The following is an 18,213-nucleotide window of genomic DNA, read 5'->3' as shown; positions in this document are numbered from 1 at the left end:
TCACCTCATCCGCGTCGCGCGGCACCCGCTCACCGCCACCGGCCGGACAATGCCCGCGGGGCGACAGGGCCGCCCCTCCAGCATGCCACGCCCCCACTCACGGCCACCGGTCGTGACCACGACGCCACCGCCTCGGCCGCCGGTCCCGCAACCCCCAGGTGGTGATCCGCCACAACGCCTCGGCCACGATCAGCGGGCTCATCTTGCTGGCCCCCCGCTCCCGCTCCACGAACGTGATCGGCACCTCCACGATCCGCACCCCCGCCCGGTGCGCCAACCGTGACAGCTCCACCTGGAACGAGTACCCCTGCGAACACACCGACTCCAGCCGCATCGCCCGCAACGCCGACAACCGGTACACCCGGAACCCGCCTGTCGCATCCGACACCGGCATCCCCAACGCCATCCGCGCGTACAGGTTCCCGCACCGCGACAGCAGCAGCCGCCGCCACGGCCAGTTCACCACCCGCGCCCCACCCACCCACCGCGACCCGATCACCACGTCCGCGTCCCGGGCCGCCGCCAACAACGCCGGCAGGTCCTCCGGTGCGTGCGACCCGTCGGCGTCCATCTCCACCACCGCGTCGTAGCCGTGCTGCCGCGCCCACCCGAACCCGGCCAGGTACGCCGCCCCCAACCCCTGCTTGCCGGGCCGGTGCAGCACGTGCACCTGAGCGTCGGTGCCGGCCATCGCCTCCGCCAGCGTCCCCGTGCCGTCGGGGCTGTTGTCGTCGGCGACCAGCACGTCCACCGCCGGGGCGGCCCGACGCACCCGCGCCACCACGTCGGCGACGTTGTCGGCCTCGTTGTAGGTGGGGATCACCACCAGCACCCGGCCCACCCCCGGCTGTCCCCCGGCTGCCTCGCCCACCGTCTCCCCCGTTCCTGCCGGCTCACCCGGCGGCGGTGACCTCCCGGCGACGCCGCACCGCCCCCGCGACGACCAGGGCGGCGACCGCCAACCCGGTCAGGACCACCTCCGGCCACCGTCCGGCCCGGGTGGCCGGGGTACGCCCGTCGGCGAGCGGCACGTCCCGCACCACCACCGCCCGGGTGTTGAACCCGGTGGCGTCGCTTACCCGCCCGTCGGGGGCGACGAACCCGGACACCCCCACCGTCGAGGCCATCAACGCCGCACGCCCGTGCTCCACCGCCCGCAACCGCACCATCGCCAACTGCTGCCGGGCCTCCGCCACGTCGAATGTGGCGTTGTTCGTCTGCACCACCAGCAACTGCGCCCCACCGTCGACGGTGTCGCGCACCAGAGCGTCGTAGGCCACCTCGAAACAGATCACGTCCCCCAGCACCACCGCACCCGCGTCGACCACCCCCGGCGTCGACCCCGGCACGAAATCGGCCCGCACCCGGTCGACCTGCGTGGACACCGCACGCGCCAGCGACCGCATCGGCACGTACTCGGCGAACGGCACCGGATGCCGCTTCGTGTACACCTGGCCCAGATCCGGGCCGCTGCCCGGCCGCCACAGGATGCCCGCGTTGCGGACCTCCCCGTCACCCGGGCCGGCGAGCACCGCACCGACCAGGATCGGCGCGCCGACCGCGTCGGCGGCCCGGGAGATTCGCGCCCCGGCGGCGGCGTTGCGCAACGGGTCGATGTCCGAGGAGTTCTCCGGCCACACCACCAGGTCGGGACGCCGCTCGGCACCCGAACCGACGCGCTCCGCCAACTGCAACGTCGCGTCGACGTGATTGTTCAGCACCGCCTGCCGCTGGGCGTTGAAGTCCAGACCCAACCGGGGCACGTTGCCCTGCACGATCGCCACCCGCACCGTGCGGCCCCCCGCGTCGGCCCCCGACGGCACCAGCCACCCCACCGCCACCAGCAGCACCACGCCCGCCGCCAGCCCGGCCACCGGCTGCCACCGCACCCCCGGCCACCGCCGCCACACCGCCACCAGCAGCAACCCGCCAGCCACCGCCACCACCCCGGTGACCAGCGGCGCACCCCCCAACCACGCCCAGCCCAGCAGCGGCGACGCGTCCTGACTGAACGCCAGCCGCCCCCACGGGAACCCACCGAACGGGGTACGGTCCCGCAGCGCCTCCTGCCCCACCCACAACACCCCGGTCACCGGCGGCCACGCCCACCGCCACCGGTCCACCACCGGCGACACCCACGCCGTCGCCGCCCCCAGCACCGCCAGATAGCCGGCCTGCAACAACGACAGCAGCACCCACGGCAGCAGCCCGGTGTGCAGGTTCGTCCACGCCAGCAGCGGCGCGAACAACGCCACCCCGGTCAGGAAACCCAACCCGGCGCCCGCCCGCAGCCGCCGCCGGTGCGTCGCCGCCGCCAACCCGGCCACCCCGACCGCCGCCAACGGCCACCAGCCGTACGGGGGGAACGCCGCCAGCAACGCCAGCCCGGCGGCCACCGCCACCGGCACCGCCACCCGCAGCGGCAACGGCGACCGGACCGGCCGCACCACGGTCGGGGTACGCGTCTCATCCCGGTCGAGCGTCGTCACCGGCACCTCACCACGATCACGGGCCGAAGGCTACCCGCCCCACCCCGCGACCCCGACGCCACCGAGCCTCGGCGACCTCAACCTCCCCGCCGGCCCCGCCCCGAACCGGCCGAGGTCACCCCCGCCCCACCCGGGCGGCAGCCGATCCGGGAACCGGTCGTAGCGGGCGGACACGAAATCGGGGCGCGGCCTAAGCCGCGCCCCGATGCTCCCAGGCCCTTCCCGGCCGGTGGGGCGAGAACGAGCGACGCCGACCTTCGGACCGACCCGACGGTGGACTGGCTGCCCCCGCCTGGCCGTTGTCTACTGGCCGTGCCCCTCACCCTGCCCGTACACCGGTAACCGCGGCCGGTTCGCGCCGCCCCGCCGACCCCCGCCCGCTGGACCTGGCCGCCGCGACGCGATGCACCAACAATGTCGCTCGGCCAGCGGACGAAGGGACGAAGCGAACAACAGCCGCTTCCCGTAGTAGGACTCAAAGACGGTACGGCCTACACCCCCGCCGCTGTCAACCCACCCCGGCCAGTCGCACCCACCGCACCGGCGTGTCGCGTCGGCGCGTCTCAATCCCCACCCAGATGCCGCCGCAGCAACGACCCCGCCGCCCCCGGATGCTCCCCGGCGAGCAACCCACCGGCGGCCAGCACGTAATCCACGTCCACCACCGGCCGCGCCGCCCGCGGCAACGGCCACCCCCCGGCATGATCGGTCAACACCTGCGTCAACACCCCCACCGCCGCCCCCGCGTCAGCGTGACGCAGCACACCACCGGAACCCACCAGCAGCCGCACGTCCCGCAGATCCCGCCCCGCCCGCTCCCCCGTCGCCGCACCCCGGGCATGCCGACGCAACGCCACCGTCGCCGCCAACGCCGCGATCCGCCCCTCCACCGCCCGGTCCCGACCGTCGACCGGCAGGAACCCCGGATCGGCCGCCCGCACCGCCGCCGCCACCCCCAACGCCTCCTGCCCCGCCGCATCGAGCAGCCGCTCCTCCACCGCCGCCCGCACCACCCCCGGCGCGCTCCACCGCATCCCCAGGTCACCCTCCACCGTGCGGGCCCGCCACAACGTCCCCGCCACCTCCCGACCCGGCCCGTCAGCCCGCTCGTCAGGCGTCAACACCGAATACACGTCGGTGGTCGCCCCACCCACGTCCACCACCACCAGGTCACCACCCACCACGTCGGCGAGGACCTCCACCCCCGTCAACACCGCATCCGGGGTCGCCGCCCGCACCAACCGGCCGAACCGGGCCCCCCGCGACAACCGCTTACCACCGATGACGTGCCGCAGGAACACCTCCCGGATCGCCGCCCGCGCCGACGCCGGCGCCAACACCCCGATCCGGGGCAGCACGTTGTCCGCCACCGTCACCGGCACCCCCGCCGCCGCCAACACCCCCCGCAGCCCGTCCCGCACCTCGACGTTGCCGGCCACCACCACCGGCACCCGCCACCGGGCCCGCGCCAACCGGGTCGCGTTGTGCGTCACCGTGTCGACGTCCCCACCGTCGGTGCCACCCACCAGCAACACCACGTCCGGCCGGGCCGCCCGCACCGCCGCCACCTCCGCCGCCCCCAACCGACCCGCCGCCACGTGCACCACGTTCGCGCCCGCCGACAACCCCACCCGCCGACCCGCCTGCGCGGTCACCAACGGCTCGTAACCCACCACCGCCAGCCGCAACCCGCCACCCGCCGACGAACACACATACCACGGCAGCACCCCCGCCGGCCCCGCGCCGGCCCCGTCGACCGCCGCACCCACCGCCGCGTCCAACCCGTGCAGCACATCCGTGCCGACCGACGTGGGCGCCGACGCCGCCCCCACCAACCGGCCCGCATCCAGATCCACCACCGCCGCCTTCGTCCAGGTCGACCCGACGTCGGCGCAGACCGCCAGCCTCACGCCGCCGCCGCAACGACCACGGTGCCCGTCGCCGTCACCGCCACCACCGGCTCCACCAACACCTCCGCCGCCGACCCGCCCCGCTCCGGCCGCCCCCGGCACACCACCCGCGCCACGAAGTCGATCCCCCGGCTGCGGGTACCCACCCGCACCACCGTCGCCGTCACCTCCACCACGTCACCCGCCCGCACCGACGACACGAACTGCACGTCCGAGTACGACGCGAACAACCCCTCGTCACCATCGGTACGGATACACACCTCCGTCGCCACGTCCCCGAACAACCCCAACACGTACGCCCCGTCCACCAGGTTCCCCGCATAGTGGGCATGCGCATACGGCACGTACCGCCGATGCGTCACCGTCAACCCCACCCGTGCACCACTCATCCCCGCGCCTCCCTGCTCGTCACCAACGCGTGCACCAGATACGACGCCACCTCACCCGGCGTGGTACCCCGACTGAAAATCCGGTCCACCCCCAGCTCCGCCGTCATCGTCTCGTCGAACCGCGGCCCACCCACGATCAGCAACGGCCGCTTCCCCGCCGGCATCGCCTCCCGGAACGCCGCCGACATCTCCCGCGTGTTGTGCAGATGCGCATCCCGCTGCGTCACCACCTGCGACACCAGCACCGCATCCGCCCGCTCCCGCCGGGCCGCCTCCACCAACTCCGGCACACTCACCTGCGCGCCCAGGTTCGACACCTTCAACTCCCGGTAGTACTCCAGGCCCTTCTCCCCGGCGATGCCCTTCACGTTGAGGATCGCGTCGATGCCCACCGTGTGCGCGTCCGTGCCGATACACGCCCCCACCACCGACAGCTTGCGCCGCAACCGCCGCTTCACCACCGCGTTGACCTCCTTGGCCGACAGCAGCGGATAGTCCCGCTCCACCACCTGCACCGCCGACAGGTCCACCAGATGGTTCACCCGCCCGTACACCACGAAGAACGTGAACCCGTCACTCATCGGCTTCGCGTGCACCAGCATCGCCGGATCGATGCCCATCCTGTTCGCCAACTGCACCGCCGCACCCTCGGCCCGCTTGTCGTGCGGCACCGGCAACGTGAACGACACCTGCACCATGCCGTCACCCGTGGTGTCCCCGTACGGCCGCACGATCGTCTTCTCGCTCATGAGGACTGCTGCTCCAGGATCTCCGTGGCCGGGTTGTAGTAGTCCGCCTCGTGCCGCGCCACCCCGTCCAGGCCCTTCCCGCGGTCCGCGGGCCGCTTCATGATCCCGAACGTGCCCTCGGCGATCGCCGTCAACAACGACTGGTCCCCGATCCGCTCCAACAGATCCACCGCCTCACCCAACACCCGGTGCGCCCGCTGCTGGATGAAGCCACCCGACGCCGGCACGAAATCCTCGTGCAGCCCCCCCGCCGCACCCAACACGTACCGCACGTTCTGCAACGCGATGTCCCGGTCCGACAACCACGGCGTCACCACCGCCTCGGTCATCATCCCCACCAGCAGGATCCCCTGCCCCGTCATCGCCCCCACCAGATTGAAGAACCCGTCCAGCAGATTCCCCCGGAACACGTCACCCGTCATGTGCTTCGTCGGCGGCATCCACTTCAACGGCGCATCCGGAAACAACTCCCGCGCCAACAACGCGTGCGCCAACTCCAGCCGGAACGACTCCGGCAGATCAGGGTTGATCTCGAACGCGTGCCCCAGCCCCAACTGCCCGTCCGCCAACCCCGCCTCGTGCGCGAAGAACTCGTTGAGCAACTGCGACACCGTCACCGTGTGCGCCTCGTCCACCGCGTCAGCCGTGGTCAGGTAGTTGTCCTCACCGGTGTTGATGATGATCCCCGCCCGCGCGTGCACCTGCCGCGAGAACCGCTGGTCCACGAACGTCCGGATCGGATTGATGTCCCGGAACAGGATCCCGTACATCGAATCGTTGAGCATCATGTCCAACCGCTCCAGGCCCGCCAACGTCGCCATCTCCGGCATACACAGCCCCGACGCGTAATTCGTCAACCGCACGTACCGGCCCAACTCCCGCGACGAGGAGTCCAACGCCGCCCGCATCAACCGGAAATTCTCCTGCGTCGCGTACGTGCCCGCGAAACCCTCCCGGGTCGCCCCCTCCGGCACATAGTCCAACAACGACTGCCCCGTCGACCGGATCACCGCGATCACGTCCGCACCCGCCCGCGCCGCCGCCTGCGCCTGCGGAATGTCCTCGTAGATGTCCCCGGTCGCCACGATCAGATAGATCCACGGCCGCTGCTTCGGGTCCCCGTACCGCTTGACGAGACGCTCCCGCTCGGCCCGCCGCCTGTCGATCTGCCGCACACCCGCAGCAACCGCCTTGCGGGCCGCCCGCCGGGCCGCCGTGGCAGCCCTACCTGTGGGCTGCGCGAACCGCACCGACCCGGCGGCGGCCTTCTGCGCCAGCAGCGTCACATCACCGACCTGCTCCCGCGCCAACGCGTCGAACACCGGCACCGCCACCCCGTGCCCCAACCCCACCTCCGCCACCACCGCGTCCACCAGCCGGTTCACCCACGGAATACCGTCCGGGTCCGCACCGGTCACCCCCGCCAGCCGCAACACCGCCCGCTCCACCGACACCGTGGTGTGACCACGCGCCAACTCCACCACCGGCTGCCCGGCCCGCCGCGCCAACTCCCGCGCCCGCGCCACCAACACCGGATCCAGGCCAAGCTTCCCCGTCACGACACGCCTTCCTCATAGATGACCTCACCACGCAGCACCGTCGCCCGACACACCGGCAACGGCGTCGGATCCGCCGGCCCCCGCAACTCCGGATCGTCGGACTGCACCACCGGCAACCCCCGCTCCACCCCCGCCGGGGCCTCCCACACCGCGAACGTCGCCGGCGCCCCCTTGGCGATCACACCCTCGTTGTCCAGATGCACCGCCCGCCACCCACCCCGGGTGTGCGCCGCGAACGCCGCCCGCACACTCATCCGCTGCGCCGCACTGTGATGCGCCGCCGCCGCCCGCACCGCCCCCCACGGATCAAGCGGCGTCACCGGCGAATCCGACCCGAACGCCAACGCCACACCCACCCCGTGCATCGCCCCCATCGGATTCGACTCCAACGACCGGGCCAACCCCAACCGCGACTCGTACATCCGACCCGCACCACCCCACAACCGGTCGAACGCCGGCTGCATCGACGCGACGATCCCGAACTCCACGAACCCGGCGATCAACGCCTTGCTCATGATCTCCGCATGCTCCACCCGGTGCCGGGCCGCCCGCACCCGGTCCGTACCCAACACCGCAGCCGCCGCCGCGAACCCCGCCAACACCGTCCCGATCGCCGCGTCACCGATCGCATGGAACCCGCCCTGCACCCCGTGCGCCGCACAGTCCACCAGATGGTCACGCACCTGATCCGCGCTCAGATAACCGTGCCCACACCCCTCACCGTCGCGGTACGGCCCCGACAGGTGCGCCGTCCGCGACCCCAACGCCCCGTCCGCGAACAGGTCACCACCCGCCCCCACCGCCCCCAACTCCCGCGCCCGCGCCGCCCCCGACAACTCACCCCAGTACCCGTACACCTCCGGCAACCCCGCACCCGAAAGACCCAACAGCCCCGTGAAATCCTCCTCGTCGGAGATCTCCGGACCACCACACTCGTGCACCGCCGCGATCCCCAACGACGCCGCCCGCGCCAACGCCACCCGCTGCGCCGCCACCCGCTGCCCCCGCGTCACCCCGGCCCGCGCCGCCGCCCGCACCACATGGTGCGCGTCCAGCCGCAACCACCCCGACGCGTCGAAACCCGGCAAACCCGCCACCTGCGGACACGCCGCCAGCAACGCCCGCGACACCAACGCCGAATGGATCGACGCCTGCGACAGATACACCCGCCGGCCACCCGCCGCCCGGTCCAACCGCGCCGCGTCCGGCAACGCCGCATCAACCCAACCCGACTCGTCCCAGCCGTGCCCCAACACCACCGCGTCCGACGGCAGACCCGCCGCGAACGCCGCCACCGCGTCCAGCAACCCGGCCGCCGACCGCACCGACGACAGATCCAGACCCGACAACACCAACCCGGTGTCCGTCGCGTGCACGTGCGCGTCCACGAACGCCGGCGTCACCAGCGCCCCACCCAGATCCACCACCCGGTCGGCGACCGGCGCGTCCGCGTCCGCACCCAACCAGGCGATCCGCCCGTCCCGCACCAACAGCGCCGTCGCGCTCGGCTCCGCCGGACAGTGCAGCACTCCACCGCGGTACAACGTCGAGGGGTTCGTCATGGCACTCAGTCTGCCGCCAACCGGGACGCGAAGAGACCACGTACCCCCGGCTCCGACCGCACCAACCCCAACGCCAACTCCGCGTGCCCCGGCACGTAACCGTTGCCCACCAGCATCGTCACGTCCGCCGCCAGCCCCTCCGCACCCAGGGCCGCCGCCGCGAAACTCGTCGCCATCGAGAAGAAGATCACCGTGCCGCCGTCCGCCGTGGCCAACACCGCACCGTGCTCACACCCCGGCACGTCCACGCACACCACCGTCACGTCCGCCGGCCCACCCAACGCCTGCGTCACCGCCGACGACACCCCCACCGGGTCCCGGGCGTCAGCCAACGCCACCACCGACGCCAGACCGGCCGCCACCAGCGCATCCCGCTCCGCCGACACCGGCACCACCCCCACCGTACGACCGGCACCCGCCCGCCGCGCCGCCGCCAACGACAACGAACCGCTCTTGCCCGCCCCACCGATCACCGCCACCGCCACCGGCGACCCGTCACCGGCCCGCTCCCGCCGCGCCACCTGTTCGGCGACCACCCGGGCCGTCAACGCCGGCGCCCCGCACACGTCCAGCACCGCCAACGCCAACTCCGGATGCAGATCCGCCGGCAGCACCGCCGCGATCGACCGGGCGAACAGGATCGCGTACCCGTCACACGGCACCTGCTCGCTACGCCCGTCCCAACGGGCCAACCCGTCGAGGATCGTCAACGGGGTAAGCGTCAACGACACCAACGTCGCCACCCGGTCACCCACCGTCAACCCCAACGGCGACCGCCGGCCGGCCTCCTCCACGGTGCCGATCAGCATCCCACCCGAACCGGTCACCGGATTCTGCATCTTGCCCCGCGCCGCCACGATCTCCAGCACCTCGGCCCGGACCTTCTCCCCGTCCCCACCGTGCTTCTGCGCCAACTGCCGGAAACTCGCCGCGTCCAGGTTCAACCGCTCCACCCGGATCCGCACCTCGTTGGGGGCGATCCGCGGGTCGGCGTCCAACCGCCAGGCCGCCTGCGGCAGCACCCCCGCCGGTTCCACGACGCGGTGCAGACCCACCGGTGACGTCACGCCGACCTCCCCTCTCCACCGCCCGAAGCCCCGACCAGGACTCGCATCGCGGGAAAACTTACGGCAGACTAATTTCTTCACCGGATATTTTCCAGTAGCCTTCGGGATCTACCGATCATCGCCCGCCGGTCACCCGGCCACGCAGCACGAGGAGGGGCCGTGACCCAGACCCAACCGATGGCGACCATCCCCGGGCCCCGCCCCGCCCCGGCCGCCGCACCCACCGCCGGGCAGCCCTACGAATACCGCCGCAACCCCCTGGTCGAACCCGACTGGACCCGCTTCCCCGGCTGGCGCGACGTCACCCGCGAACAGTGGGAGAACGCCCAGTGGCAACGCGTCAACTGCGTCAAGAACATCAAGCAGCTACGCGCCGTCCTCGGCGACACCGTCGACGAGAGCTTCTACACCGACCTCGCCGCCGACCAGCACGCCCTGGCCACCATGTCGATGCTGGTGCCACCCCAGATGATCAACACGATGGTGCCGTTCGCCCCGATGACCACCGAAGCGTTCCGCGCCGACCCCATCCGCCGCTACATGATCCCCGTCGCCGCCGACCGGCGCACCGACTGGCCCTCGCACCCCTACGCCAGCCGCGACTCACTACACGAACACGACATGTGGGTCGCCGAGGGCCTTACCCACCGCTACCCCACCAAGGTCCTCGCCGAACTGCTCTCCACCTGCCCCCAGTACTGCGGCCACTGCACCCGCATGGACCTGGTCGGCAACTCCACCCCTGCCGTCGACAAACTCAAACTCACCCTCAAACCCGTCGACCGCTACGACGCCCACATCGCCTACCTCAAGGCCCACCCCGGCGTCCGCGACGTGGTCGTCTCCGGCGGCGACGTGGCCAACGTCCCGTGGCGCAACCTTGAGTCGTACCTCATGCGGCTGCTCGAACTCGAAACCGTCCGCGACGTCCGGCTCGCCACCAAGGCCCTGATGGGCCTGCCCCAGCACTGGCTCCAGAACGACGTCGTCGAGGGCCTGGAACGGGTCGCCCGCACCGCCGCCCGACGCGGCGTCAACCTGGCCATCCACACCCACGTCAACCACGCCCAGTCGATCACCCCGCTGGTCGCCAAGGCCGCCCAGACCGCCCTCGACGTCGGTGTCCGCGACGTCCGCAACCAGGGCGTGCTCATGCGCGGCGTCAACGCCACCGCCCCCGACCTGCTCGACCTCTGCTTCGCCCTCCAGGGTGAGGCAGGCATCCTGCCGTACTACTTCTACATGTGCGACATGATCCCCAACGCCGAGCACTGGCGGGTCCCGGTCTGGCACGCCCAGCAGCTCCAGCACGACATCATGGGCTACCTGCCCGGCTACGCCACCCCCCGGATCGTCTGCGACGTCCCCTTCGTCGGCAAACGCTGGGTGCACATGCTCACCGAGTACGACCGGGAACGCGGCATCTCCTACTGGACCAAGAACTACCGCACCTCCATCGAGTCCGCCGACCTGGAGGCGCTCAACAAGCGCTACGCCTACTACGACCCGATCGACACCCTCCCCGAGGCCGGCCAACAGTGGTGGGCCGCGCACCGCGACGACTGACCCGCACCACCCCGCCGCCCCCGCGATCCGGACCGGTCACGGGGGCGGCGGGCGTCACGCCCCGCGCGGGGCGTACATGATCACGGCCACGCCGAGCAGACAGATCGCCGCGCCCGTCAGGTCCCACCGGTCCGGCCGGAAGCCGTCGACCAGCACCCCCCACCCCAGCGACCCGGCCACGAACACCCCGCCGTACGCGGCCAGGATGCGGCCGAAGTTCGCCTCCGGCTGGAACGTCGCCACGAAACCGTAGACACCCAACGCGAGCACCCCGCCGGCGATCCACCACAGGCCCCGGTGTTCCCGCCAGCCCTGCCAGATCAGCCACGCCCCACCGATCTCGGCGAGCGCGGCCAGGACGAACAACACCAACGAACGGGCGACCAGCATGCCCGCACGCTAACCCGGGTGACCCCCGCACCGTGTCCAGGGGCCACCCGGCCGGCGCGGACGTCAGCGCATGGCGTCCCGTACGTCCCTACCGGCGTCCTTGACGTGCTCGCCGGCCTGCCGGGCCCGCGCCTCGCTCTGCTCGGTGGCGCCCTCGGCCCGCATCCGCTCGTTGTCGGTCATGTCGCCGAGCCGCTCCTTCGCGGCGCCGGTCAGCTCCTGGGCCTTGTTCTTCGCCTTGTCGGTGAAGCTCATGTCGCCTCCTGTCGCTGCCGCAGTCACGGGGCGGTGGCCCCGTAGCGGTGGCGTCCCCGATCCGGCCGACCCGAAACGGAATCGCGCCGTAGGCGTTGATGGGAACGGGGGTGCGCCTTGGCGCACCATCCGTAAGGCATCCTAGGACAATAGGTGGCCGGCTGGGGCCGGCGGATGCTGGTTGACTGGGCGGATGAGCGAGATCATCCTGATCCGGCACGGCGAGACGACGTGGAGCGCCAGCCGGCGGCACACCTCGTACACCGACCTGGAGCTGACCCCCGACGGCGAGCGGCAGGCCCGCGCCCTGGCCGGGGTGCTGACCGGGCAGCGCTTCGCCACCGTGCTCGCCAGCCCCCGACGGCGGGCGCTGCGCACCGCGCAACTCGCCGGCCTCACCGTCGACGGCACCGACGACGACCTCACCGAGTGGAACTACGGCCGGTACGAGGGCCGCACCACCGCCGACATCCACACCGAGCGCCCCGACTGGGACATCTGGACCGACGGCTGCCCCGACGGGGAATCCCCCGACCAGGTCGGGGCCCGGGTCGACCGGCTGCTCGCCCGACTCACGCCGCTGCTGGCCCAGGGTGACGTGGGGCTGGTCGGGCACGCCCACCTGCTGCGGGTGCTCGGCGCCCGGTGGATCGGCCTGCCCGCCGCCGGTGGCGGCAAACTGCGCCTGGACACCGCCACCGTCAGCGTGCTCGGACACGAACACGGCCGTCCGGTGATCCTGCGCTGGAACGGCCGCTGAGCGGCAGCTACGCCGGGGCCTCCGCGCCGCCGCGGGCGCGGCCCCGCAGCCCACTCACGGCCACCTTCGGCGGACGCCCCTCGTACGGGGTGGACAGCACCACCGTCGTGCGGGTGGTGACGTTCGCGGCGGTGCGGATCTCCTGGAGCACCCGTTCCAGGTCGGCCGGCCCGGCCACCCGCACCAGGAGCAGGTAGAAGTCCTCTCCCGCCACCGAGTAGCAGGAGTCGATCTCGGGCAGGTGGGCCAGCCGCTCCGGCGCGTCGTCCGGCTGCGAGGGATCGAACGGCCGGATCGCCACGAACGCGGTCATCGGCAGGTCCAACGCCTCGAACGACACCCGGGCGGTGTACCCGTTGATCACACCGCGCTGTTCCAGCCGGCGGACCCGCTGGTGCACGGCCGAGACCGACAGGCCGACCCTCTCCGCCAGGTCCGTGTACGACAGGCGGCCGTCGGCGGTCAGCGCGGCGACGATGGCACGGTCGATCTCCTCCACCCGTGCAACCTACCCGGTGGAGCGCTCCCCTGGCGACGACGTCCCGCCCGATGTGACGCTCAGCGGGCCGCCCGGTCGCGCACCGCGTCGGCGGCGAAGTTGAGCACCTCGACCAGATCCTCCTCGTCGAGGAAGGGCAGATCGGTGAGGATGTCCGTCACCGACATGCCCTCCGCCATCATCGCCAGCAGGGTCGCCACCGGGACGCGGGACTGCCGCACGCACGGGGCGCCGCCCATCACCTCGGGGTCGATGGTGATCCGGGGAAACGTCACCGGCACAGGCTAGTCCCTCGCCAGCGCCCGGGAGATCACCAGCCGCTGGATCTGGTTGGTGCCCTCGACGATCTGGAGCACCTTCGCCTCCCGCATGTACCGCTCGACCGGGTGGTCGGCCACGTACCCGGCCCCGCCGAGCACCTGCACCGCGTCGGTGGTCACCCGCATCGCCACGTCGGTGGCGAACAGCTTCGCCTTGGCCGCCTCGATCGAGTACGGCCGGCCGGCGTCGCGCAGCCGCGCCGCCGCCAGGGTCAGCGCCCGCGCGGCGGAGATCTGGGTGGCCGCGTCGGCCAGCAGGAAACCCAGCCCCTGGAAGTCGATGATGGCCCGGCCGAACTGCTGCCGCTCCCGGGCGTAGCCGACGGCGTAGTCCAGCGCCGCCTGGGCCAGACCGACCGCGCAGGCGGCGATGCCCAGCCGCCCCGAGTCCAGGGCGGACATCGCGATGGTGAAGCCCGCGCCCTCCCCGCCGATCAGCCGCTCGGCCGGCACCCGGGCGTCGTCGAAGGCGATCTGCGCCACCGGCGACGAACGCAGCCCCATCGTCCGCTCGGCCGCCTGCGGGACGATGCCTGGCGTGCCCCGGTCGGCCAGCAGGCAGGAGATGCCCTTCGGGCCCGGCCCGCCGGTCCGACAGAACACGTTGTAGAAGTCCGCCACCTGGGCGTGCGTGATCCACGCCTTGACCCCGGTGACCCGGTAGTCGTCGCCGTCGCGGACCGCCCGGGTGGTCAACGCGGCGGCGTCCGAGCCGCCCTGCGGCTCCGACAGGCAGTACGCCCCGAGCAGTTCCCCGCCCACCAGTTCCGGCAGCAGCTTGCGTTGGGCGTCGGTGCCGAACTCGGCAAGCGGGTAGCAGGACAGGGTGTGCACGCTGACCGCCTCGGCGACCGCGAGCCACCGGCCGGCGAGGATCTCCAGCACCTGGAGGTAGACCTCGTACGGCTGGGCCGCGCCGCCGTGCTCCTCGGCGTACGGCAGGCCCAGCAGGCCGGCCCGGCCCAGGGTGCGCAGCACCTCCCGGGGGAACTCGGCCCGCTCCTCGAATCCGGCGGCCCGGGGCGCGAGTTCCCGGTCGGCCAGTTCGGTGGCGAGGTCGAGCAGGTCGTGGGCCTCGTCGGTGGGGAGGATGCGGTCGACAGTCATAGCGCGATGAACTCCAGGGGTGGGTGAGCCGCCGCCCGTCGTCCGTCGGGCGCCACCCCGTCAGCTTAACGGTCGTTCGGGTCGGGGCCCAGTCCGGCGTGGGCCGACGCCACGGTGAACCGCGCCCGCCGCGGCTGCGTACCACCGTGCTGACCGAGTCCGGGCGGTTCATCCGCACCCGGCCGCGGGGCTGACCGGCCGCCGCTCCGTCAACCGGTGACGACGCTGCCGACCCGGCGGACCCGGTCGGCGTGGGTCAGCACGTCCACACTGTCGACGTACTGGTCCACGGCGCCGACCAGCGGCCGGTCCCGCAGCGCCGGGTCGACGATCGCGGCCCGCAGCGCGGTGGCCAGGCGCGGTGCGTCCAGCACCAGGAAGGGCCGCCCGTGGAAGGGCCGGGCCGCGACGTCGACCGGCCCGGCCAGCCCGGTGTCGTTGGTCCACCCGGCGACCGTCTCCAGCGCCCGCACCAGCCCCGCCTGCCGGTGCGGCCAGTCACCCGGCCCGAGCGCGTCCGCCAGCGCCGCCACCACCGGGCCCGCGTCCGGCAGCGCGGCGAACACGCTGCCGAGCCACTTGTCGTACGGCGGCCAGCGGCGACGGGCCAGCAGGCCGAGCCGCATCAGGTCCCGGGCGACGCGGGCGGCCACCAGCCGGCTGCCCAGCGCGTCACCCACCTCGGCGCACCGGCCGACCAGGTGCTCGGCGTGCCCCACCCGGGTCCACCCGGCGGCCAGCACGTGCCGCCACACGTCGTCCGGATACCAGGCCAGGGCGTCCCGGACCGCGCCGACCGTGCCGGGCAGGCCGTCGTGGAACACCGCGCCGCCGGTCAACTCGGCCAGCCGCTGGGTCGGCAGGGACAGCCAGTCGGCGGTGGTGACCGCGACGGTCGGATCGAACCCGAGCCGGCCCCGCAGCCAGTCCCGCCATTCGAACACCTGCACCCCGCAGCGGTCCCCGGCGGCGTCGGGCACCCCCAGCCGGGCGGTCGGCCAGCCGAGGAACCGGGTCGGTCGGCCCAGGAAGAGAGGCGGCAGCTCGGCCAGCGCCGTCCGCACCGACGCCGCCTCGGCCGCACCGGCGAGGAAGACCTGCGCCCGGGGCCCCCAGTCGTGGTCGGTGGAGCGTTCGGTGTCCAGACCCAGCAGCTCCGAACCGCCGTCGAGCAGCCCGGCGGAGTAGCGCAGGCCCGGCAGACGCCGCGCCAGCAGCGGCCCCACGACCTCGTCGTGGAAACGCCGACACAGCACCAGACCGGGCACGAATTCCATCCCCGCAGTCTCACCCGGCGGCCACCGTGCCGTCACGCCGGTTTCCCACAGGCACCCCACCCCCTGGCGGAACCGTCACCGGCGGTCGGTCGTTGGGCCAGCCGTGGACGCGGGACACCGCGCTGCACGTCGTACCGAGCGGCCCGGTCCCGGACCGGGCGGAGGGAGGGATCGTGCCGTCGACCCGGCTGGTCGTCACGCTGATCGCGGTCGCCGTGACCGCGCTGCCCGGCACCGCACCGGCGGACGCCGCGCCGCGCTGCCGGCCGGCCGACCCCGCACCGCCCCGCAGCGCGGCGTGCGCCGGCCCGGACCGGGCCGGACCCGTCGGGGCGTCCACCGCCGGGCGGGTCACCGTCGACGGCCGTCTCGCCCGGTACAGCTGGCCAGGGGTGTACTTCGAGGGTCGGTTCCGGGGCACCGGGGTCGGGATCGTCCTCGACGACGCGGTCAACGACTACACGGTCGACGTCGACGGGGCGACCGTGGCGACCCTGGTCACCCCGGGGCGGACCACGTACCGGGTGACCGGGCTGACCGCCGGGCGGCACACCGTACGCCTGGTCAAACGCACCGAGAGCCCGACGGCGGCCGGCGCGTTCGGCGGCTTCGTCGCCGCCCCCGGCGGGCGGGTCCTGGCCCCGCCGGCCGCCCGCCGCCGGCAGATCGAGTTCATCGGCGACTCGCTGACCGTCGGCTACGGCAACCTGTCGACCGGGCGGGAGTGCACCGACGCCGAGGCCACCCGACGCACCGACGCCGACCTCGGCTTCGGCGCGCTCACCGCCCGCCGGCTGGACGCCGACTACCAGCTCAACGCGTACTCCGGCCTGGGGATGGTACGCAACCACGACGGCGGCAGACCCGATGTCACCTACCGCACGTTCTACCCCCGGTCCCTGCTCGCCGTGGACGGCGACGTCTGGGAGCGGCCCGCCAGCTGGCGACCGCAGCTGGTCGTGGTCGGGTTGGGCGCCAACGACTTCGCCACCGACCTGCGTCCCGACGAGGCGTGGACGCCGCAGAGCCTGAGCCGCGCCTACCGGGACGCCTACCACCGGTTCCTCGACCGGCTCCGGGTCCGGTACGGCCGGGACACCCTCGTCGTGGTGACCGCGCAGCACCTGTGGAACACCACCGCCTTCGCCGAGGCCGCCGCGCAGGTGGCACGGGAACGTCACGACCTGGTCCGCTACTGGTACCTCGACGGCACCGGCCTGGACTACGGCGGCTGCCGCTGGCACCCGTCCCGCAAGGACCACGAGGTGATCGCCGAGCGGCTCGGCGCGTTCCTGGCCACCGTGCCGCTGCGCTGGTGACCGTGGCGGGCACGGCCGGTGGGCGTCCCCCATGTCGTCGGTGGGGTGTGCCAGGCTGTCGGGCGTGGCAGACCAACAGCCGATCCTGCTGATCGACGCCCCCAGCCTCTACTTCCGGGCCTACTTCGGGGTGCCCGAGTCGGCGGCGCGGACCGACGACGGCCAGCCGGTCAACGCCGTGCGCGGGTTCCTCGACATGCTCGCCCAACTGGTCCGTACCCGCCGGCCCGACCGGATGGTCTGCGCGCTCGACCACGACTGGCGGCCCGCCTGGCGGGTGGAGCTGCTGCCGTCGTACAAGGCGCACCGGGTCGCCCCGGCCGGCGGCGAGGAGGTGCCGGACACCCTCTCCCCGCAGGTGCCGGTGATCCTCGACGTGCTGGCCGCGATCGGCATCACCGCCGTCGGCGCGACCGGCTACGAGGCCGACGACGTGCTGGGCACCCTGGCGGTAACCCAACCCGGCCCGGTGGAGGTGGTCTCCGGCGACCGGGACCTGTTCCAGCTCGTCGACGACGACCGCCGGGTCCGGCTGCTCTACGTCGGTCGCGGGGTGGCCAAGCTCGACGACTGCGACGACGCCGCCGTCCGGGCCCGCTACGGAGTCCCCGCCGACCGGTACGCCGACTTCGCCGCCCTGCGCGGCGACCCGAGCGACGGGCTGCCCGGGGTGCCCGGGGTGGGCGAGAAGACGGCCGCCCGGCTGATCGACCGCTACGGCGGCCTGCCCGGTATCCTCGCCGCGCTCGACGACCCCGGCTCCGGCTTCGCCCCGGGGCTGCGCGCCAAGCTCGACGACGCCCGCGACTACCTGGCGGTGGCCCCGAAGGTGGTCCGGGTCGCCACCGACGTCCCGCTGCCGGCGCTGCCGACCGCGCTGCCCACGGCGCCCGCCGACCCCGACCGGCTGCTGGAGCTGGCCCAGCGGTGGAACCTGGCCGGCTCGTGCCGGCGGCTGGTCGACGCCCTCGCCGCCCGGCCCTGACCGGCCGCCG

Annotated in this window: 18 protein-coding genes; 4 read left to right on the top strand and 14 right to left on the bottom strand. The window is 73.2% G+C overall.

The window, feature by feature from the left end:
* Positions 1-97: 97 nt before the first annotated feature.
* From Q2K16_RS04350 to kdd, 8 genes are all read right to left on the bottom strand, one after another.
* Positions 98-871, bottom strand: coding sequence for a polyprenol monophosphomannose synthase (locus Q2K16_RS04350; protein WP_302743662.1), 774 nt, complete (start codon positions 869-871; stop codon positions 98-100).
* 22 nt (positions 872-893) lie between these two features.
* The gene (gene lnt, locus Q2K16_RS04345; protein ID WP_489671848.1) at positions 894-2,489 is read right to left on the bottom strand and encodes an apolipoprotein N-acyltransferase; all 1,596 of its coding nucleotides are present in this window, start codon (positions 2,487-2,489) and stop codon (positions 894-896) included.
* A 563-nt stretch (positions 2,490-3,052) separates the two neighbouring features.
* Positions 3,053-4,399 (bottom strand): glutamate mutase L, encoded by a 1,347-nt coding sequence (locus Q2K16_RS04340; protein ID WP_302743661.1) that lies wholly within the window; start codon positions 4,397-4,399, stop codon positions 3,053-3,055.
* A complete protein-coding gene (kal, locus tag Q2K16_RS04335; RefSeq protein ID WP_302743660.1) occupies positions 4,396-4,788 on the bottom strand; it encodes a 3-aminobutyryl-CoA ammonia lyase in 393 nt (130 codons plus the stop codon). Before kal ends, Q2K16_RS04340 begins: the two co-directional genes overlap by 4 nt.
* Positions 4,785-5,537, bottom strand: coding sequence for a lysine 5,6-aminomutase subunit beta (gene kamE, locus Q2K16_RS04330; RefSeq protein WP_302743658.1), 753 nt, complete (start codon positions 5,535-5,537; stop codon positions 4,785-4,787). The genes kal and kamE overlap by 4 nt, the downstream gene beginning before the upstream one ends.
* Positions 5,534-7,096: a lysine 5,6-aminomutase subunit alpha gene (gene kamD, locus Q2K16_RS04325; protein ID WP_302743656.1), complete on the bottom strand. Its 1,563-nt coding sequence runs from the start codon at positions 7,094-7,096 to the stop codon at positions 5,534-5,536. The genes kamE and kamD overlap by 4 nt, the downstream gene beginning before the upstream one ends.
* On the bottom strand, positions 7,093-8,658 hold the full coding sequence (locus Q2K16_RS04320; RefSeq protein ID WP_302743654.1) for an amidohydrolase: 1,566 nt from the start codon (positions 8,656-8,658) through the stop codon (positions 7,093-7,095). Before Q2K16_RS04320 ends, kamD begins: the two co-directional genes overlap by 4 nt.
* Before the next feature lie 5 nt (positions 8,659-8,663).
* A complete protein-coding gene (gene kdd, locus Q2K16_RS04315; protein WP_489671847.1) occupies positions 8,664-9,725 on the bottom strand; it encodes an L-erythro-3,5-diaminohexanoate dehydrogenase in 1,062 nt (353 codons plus the stop codon).
* A 159-nt stretch (positions 9,726-9,884) separates the two neighbouring features.
* Between kdd and Q2K16_RS04310 the strand changes: the two genes are divergently transcribed.
* Complete coding sequence (locus Q2K16_RS04310; protein ID WP_489671846.1) at positions 9,885-11,291, top strand: KamA family radical SAM protein; 1,407 nt, start codon at positions 9,885-9,887, stop codon at positions 11,289-11,291.
* Positions 11,292-11,345: 54 nt separating this feature from the next.
* Here the strand turns inward: Q2K16_RS04310 and Q2K16_RS04305 are convergent, their stop codons facing one another.
* Both Q2K16_RS04305 and Q2K16_RS04300 read right to left on the bottom strand, forming a co-directional pair.
* The gene (locus tag Q2K16_RS04305) at positions 11,346-11,681 is read right to left on the bottom strand and encodes a YnfA family protein (RefSeq protein WP_302743652.1); all 336 of its coding nucleotides are present in this window, start codon (positions 11,679-11,681) and stop codon (positions 11,346-11,348) included.
* A 63-nt stretch (positions 11,682-11,744) separates the two neighbouring features.
* Positions 11,745-11,936, bottom strand: a complete 192-nt coding sequence (locus Q2K16_RS04300; RefSeq protein WP_088647084.1) for a CsbD family protein — start codon at positions 11,934-11,936, stop codon at positions 11,745-11,747.
* 193 nt (positions 11,937-12,129) lie between these two features.
* Between Q2K16_RS04300 and Q2K16_RS04295 the strand changes: the two genes are divergently transcribed.
* Positions 12,130-12,696 (top strand): histidine phosphatase family protein, encoded by a 567-nt coding sequence (locus tag Q2K16_RS04295; RefSeq protein WP_302743649.1) that lies wholly within the window; start codon positions 12,130-12,132, stop codon positions 12,694-12,696.
* 7 nt (positions 12,697-12,703) lie between these two features.
* Here the strand turns inward: Q2K16_RS04295 and Q2K16_RS04290 are convergent, their stop codons facing one another.
* From Q2K16_RS04290 to Q2K16_RS04275, 4 genes are all read right to left on the bottom strand, one after another.
* Complete coding sequence (locus Q2K16_RS04290) at positions 12,704-13,195, bottom strand: Lrp/AsnC family transcriptional regulator (RefSeq protein ID WP_302743648.1); 492 nt, start codon at positions 13,193-13,195, stop codon at positions 12,704-12,706.
* 59 nt (positions 13,196-13,254) lie between these two features.
* Positions 13,255-13,470, bottom strand: coding sequence for a DUF433 domain-containing protein (locus Q2K16_RS04285; protein WP_302743647.1), 216 nt, complete (start codon positions 13,468-13,470; stop codon positions 13,255-13,257).
* Positions 13,471-13,479: 9 nt separating this feature from the next.
* On the bottom strand, positions 13,480-14,622 hold the full coding sequence (locus tag Q2K16_RS04280; protein WP_302743645.1) for an acyl-CoA dehydrogenase family protein: 1,143 nt from the start codon (positions 14,620-14,622) through the stop codon (positions 13,480-13,482).
* Between the two features lie 209 nt (positions 14,623-14,831).
* The gene (locus Q2K16_RS04275; RefSeq protein WP_302743643.1) at positions 14,832-15,899 is read right to left on the bottom strand and encodes a DUF4037 domain-containing protein; all 1,068 of its coding nucleotides are present in this window, start codon (positions 15,897-15,899) and stop codon (positions 14,832-14,834) included.
* A 173-nt stretch (positions 15,900-16,072) separates the two neighbouring features.
* Between Q2K16_RS04275 and Q2K16_RS04270 the strand changes: the two genes are divergently transcribed.
* Both Q2K16_RS04270 and Q2K16_RS04265 read left to right on the top strand, forming a co-directional pair.
* A complete protein-coding gene (locus Q2K16_RS04270; protein ID WP_302743641.1) occupies positions 16,073-17,218 on the top strand; it encodes an SGNH/GDSL hydrolase family protein in 1,146 nt (381 codons plus the stop codon).
* 31 nt (positions 17,219-17,249) lie between these two features.
* Entirely contained in the window at positions 17,250-18,203 is a 954-nt protein-coding gene (locus Q2K16_RS04265; RefSeq protein ID WP_302743640.1) for a 5'-3' exonuclease, read from the top strand.
* Positions 18,204-18,213: the final 10 nt, after the last annotated feature.

Origin of the sequence: Micromonospora cynarisoli (assembly GCF_030518815.1) — a bacterium.
Taxonomy (GTDB): Bacteria; Actinomycetota; Actinomycetes; order Mycobacteriales; family Micromonosporaceae; genus Micromonospora; species Micromonospora wenchangensis.
This window is presented reverse-complemented; position numbering and strand designations above follow the sequence as displayed.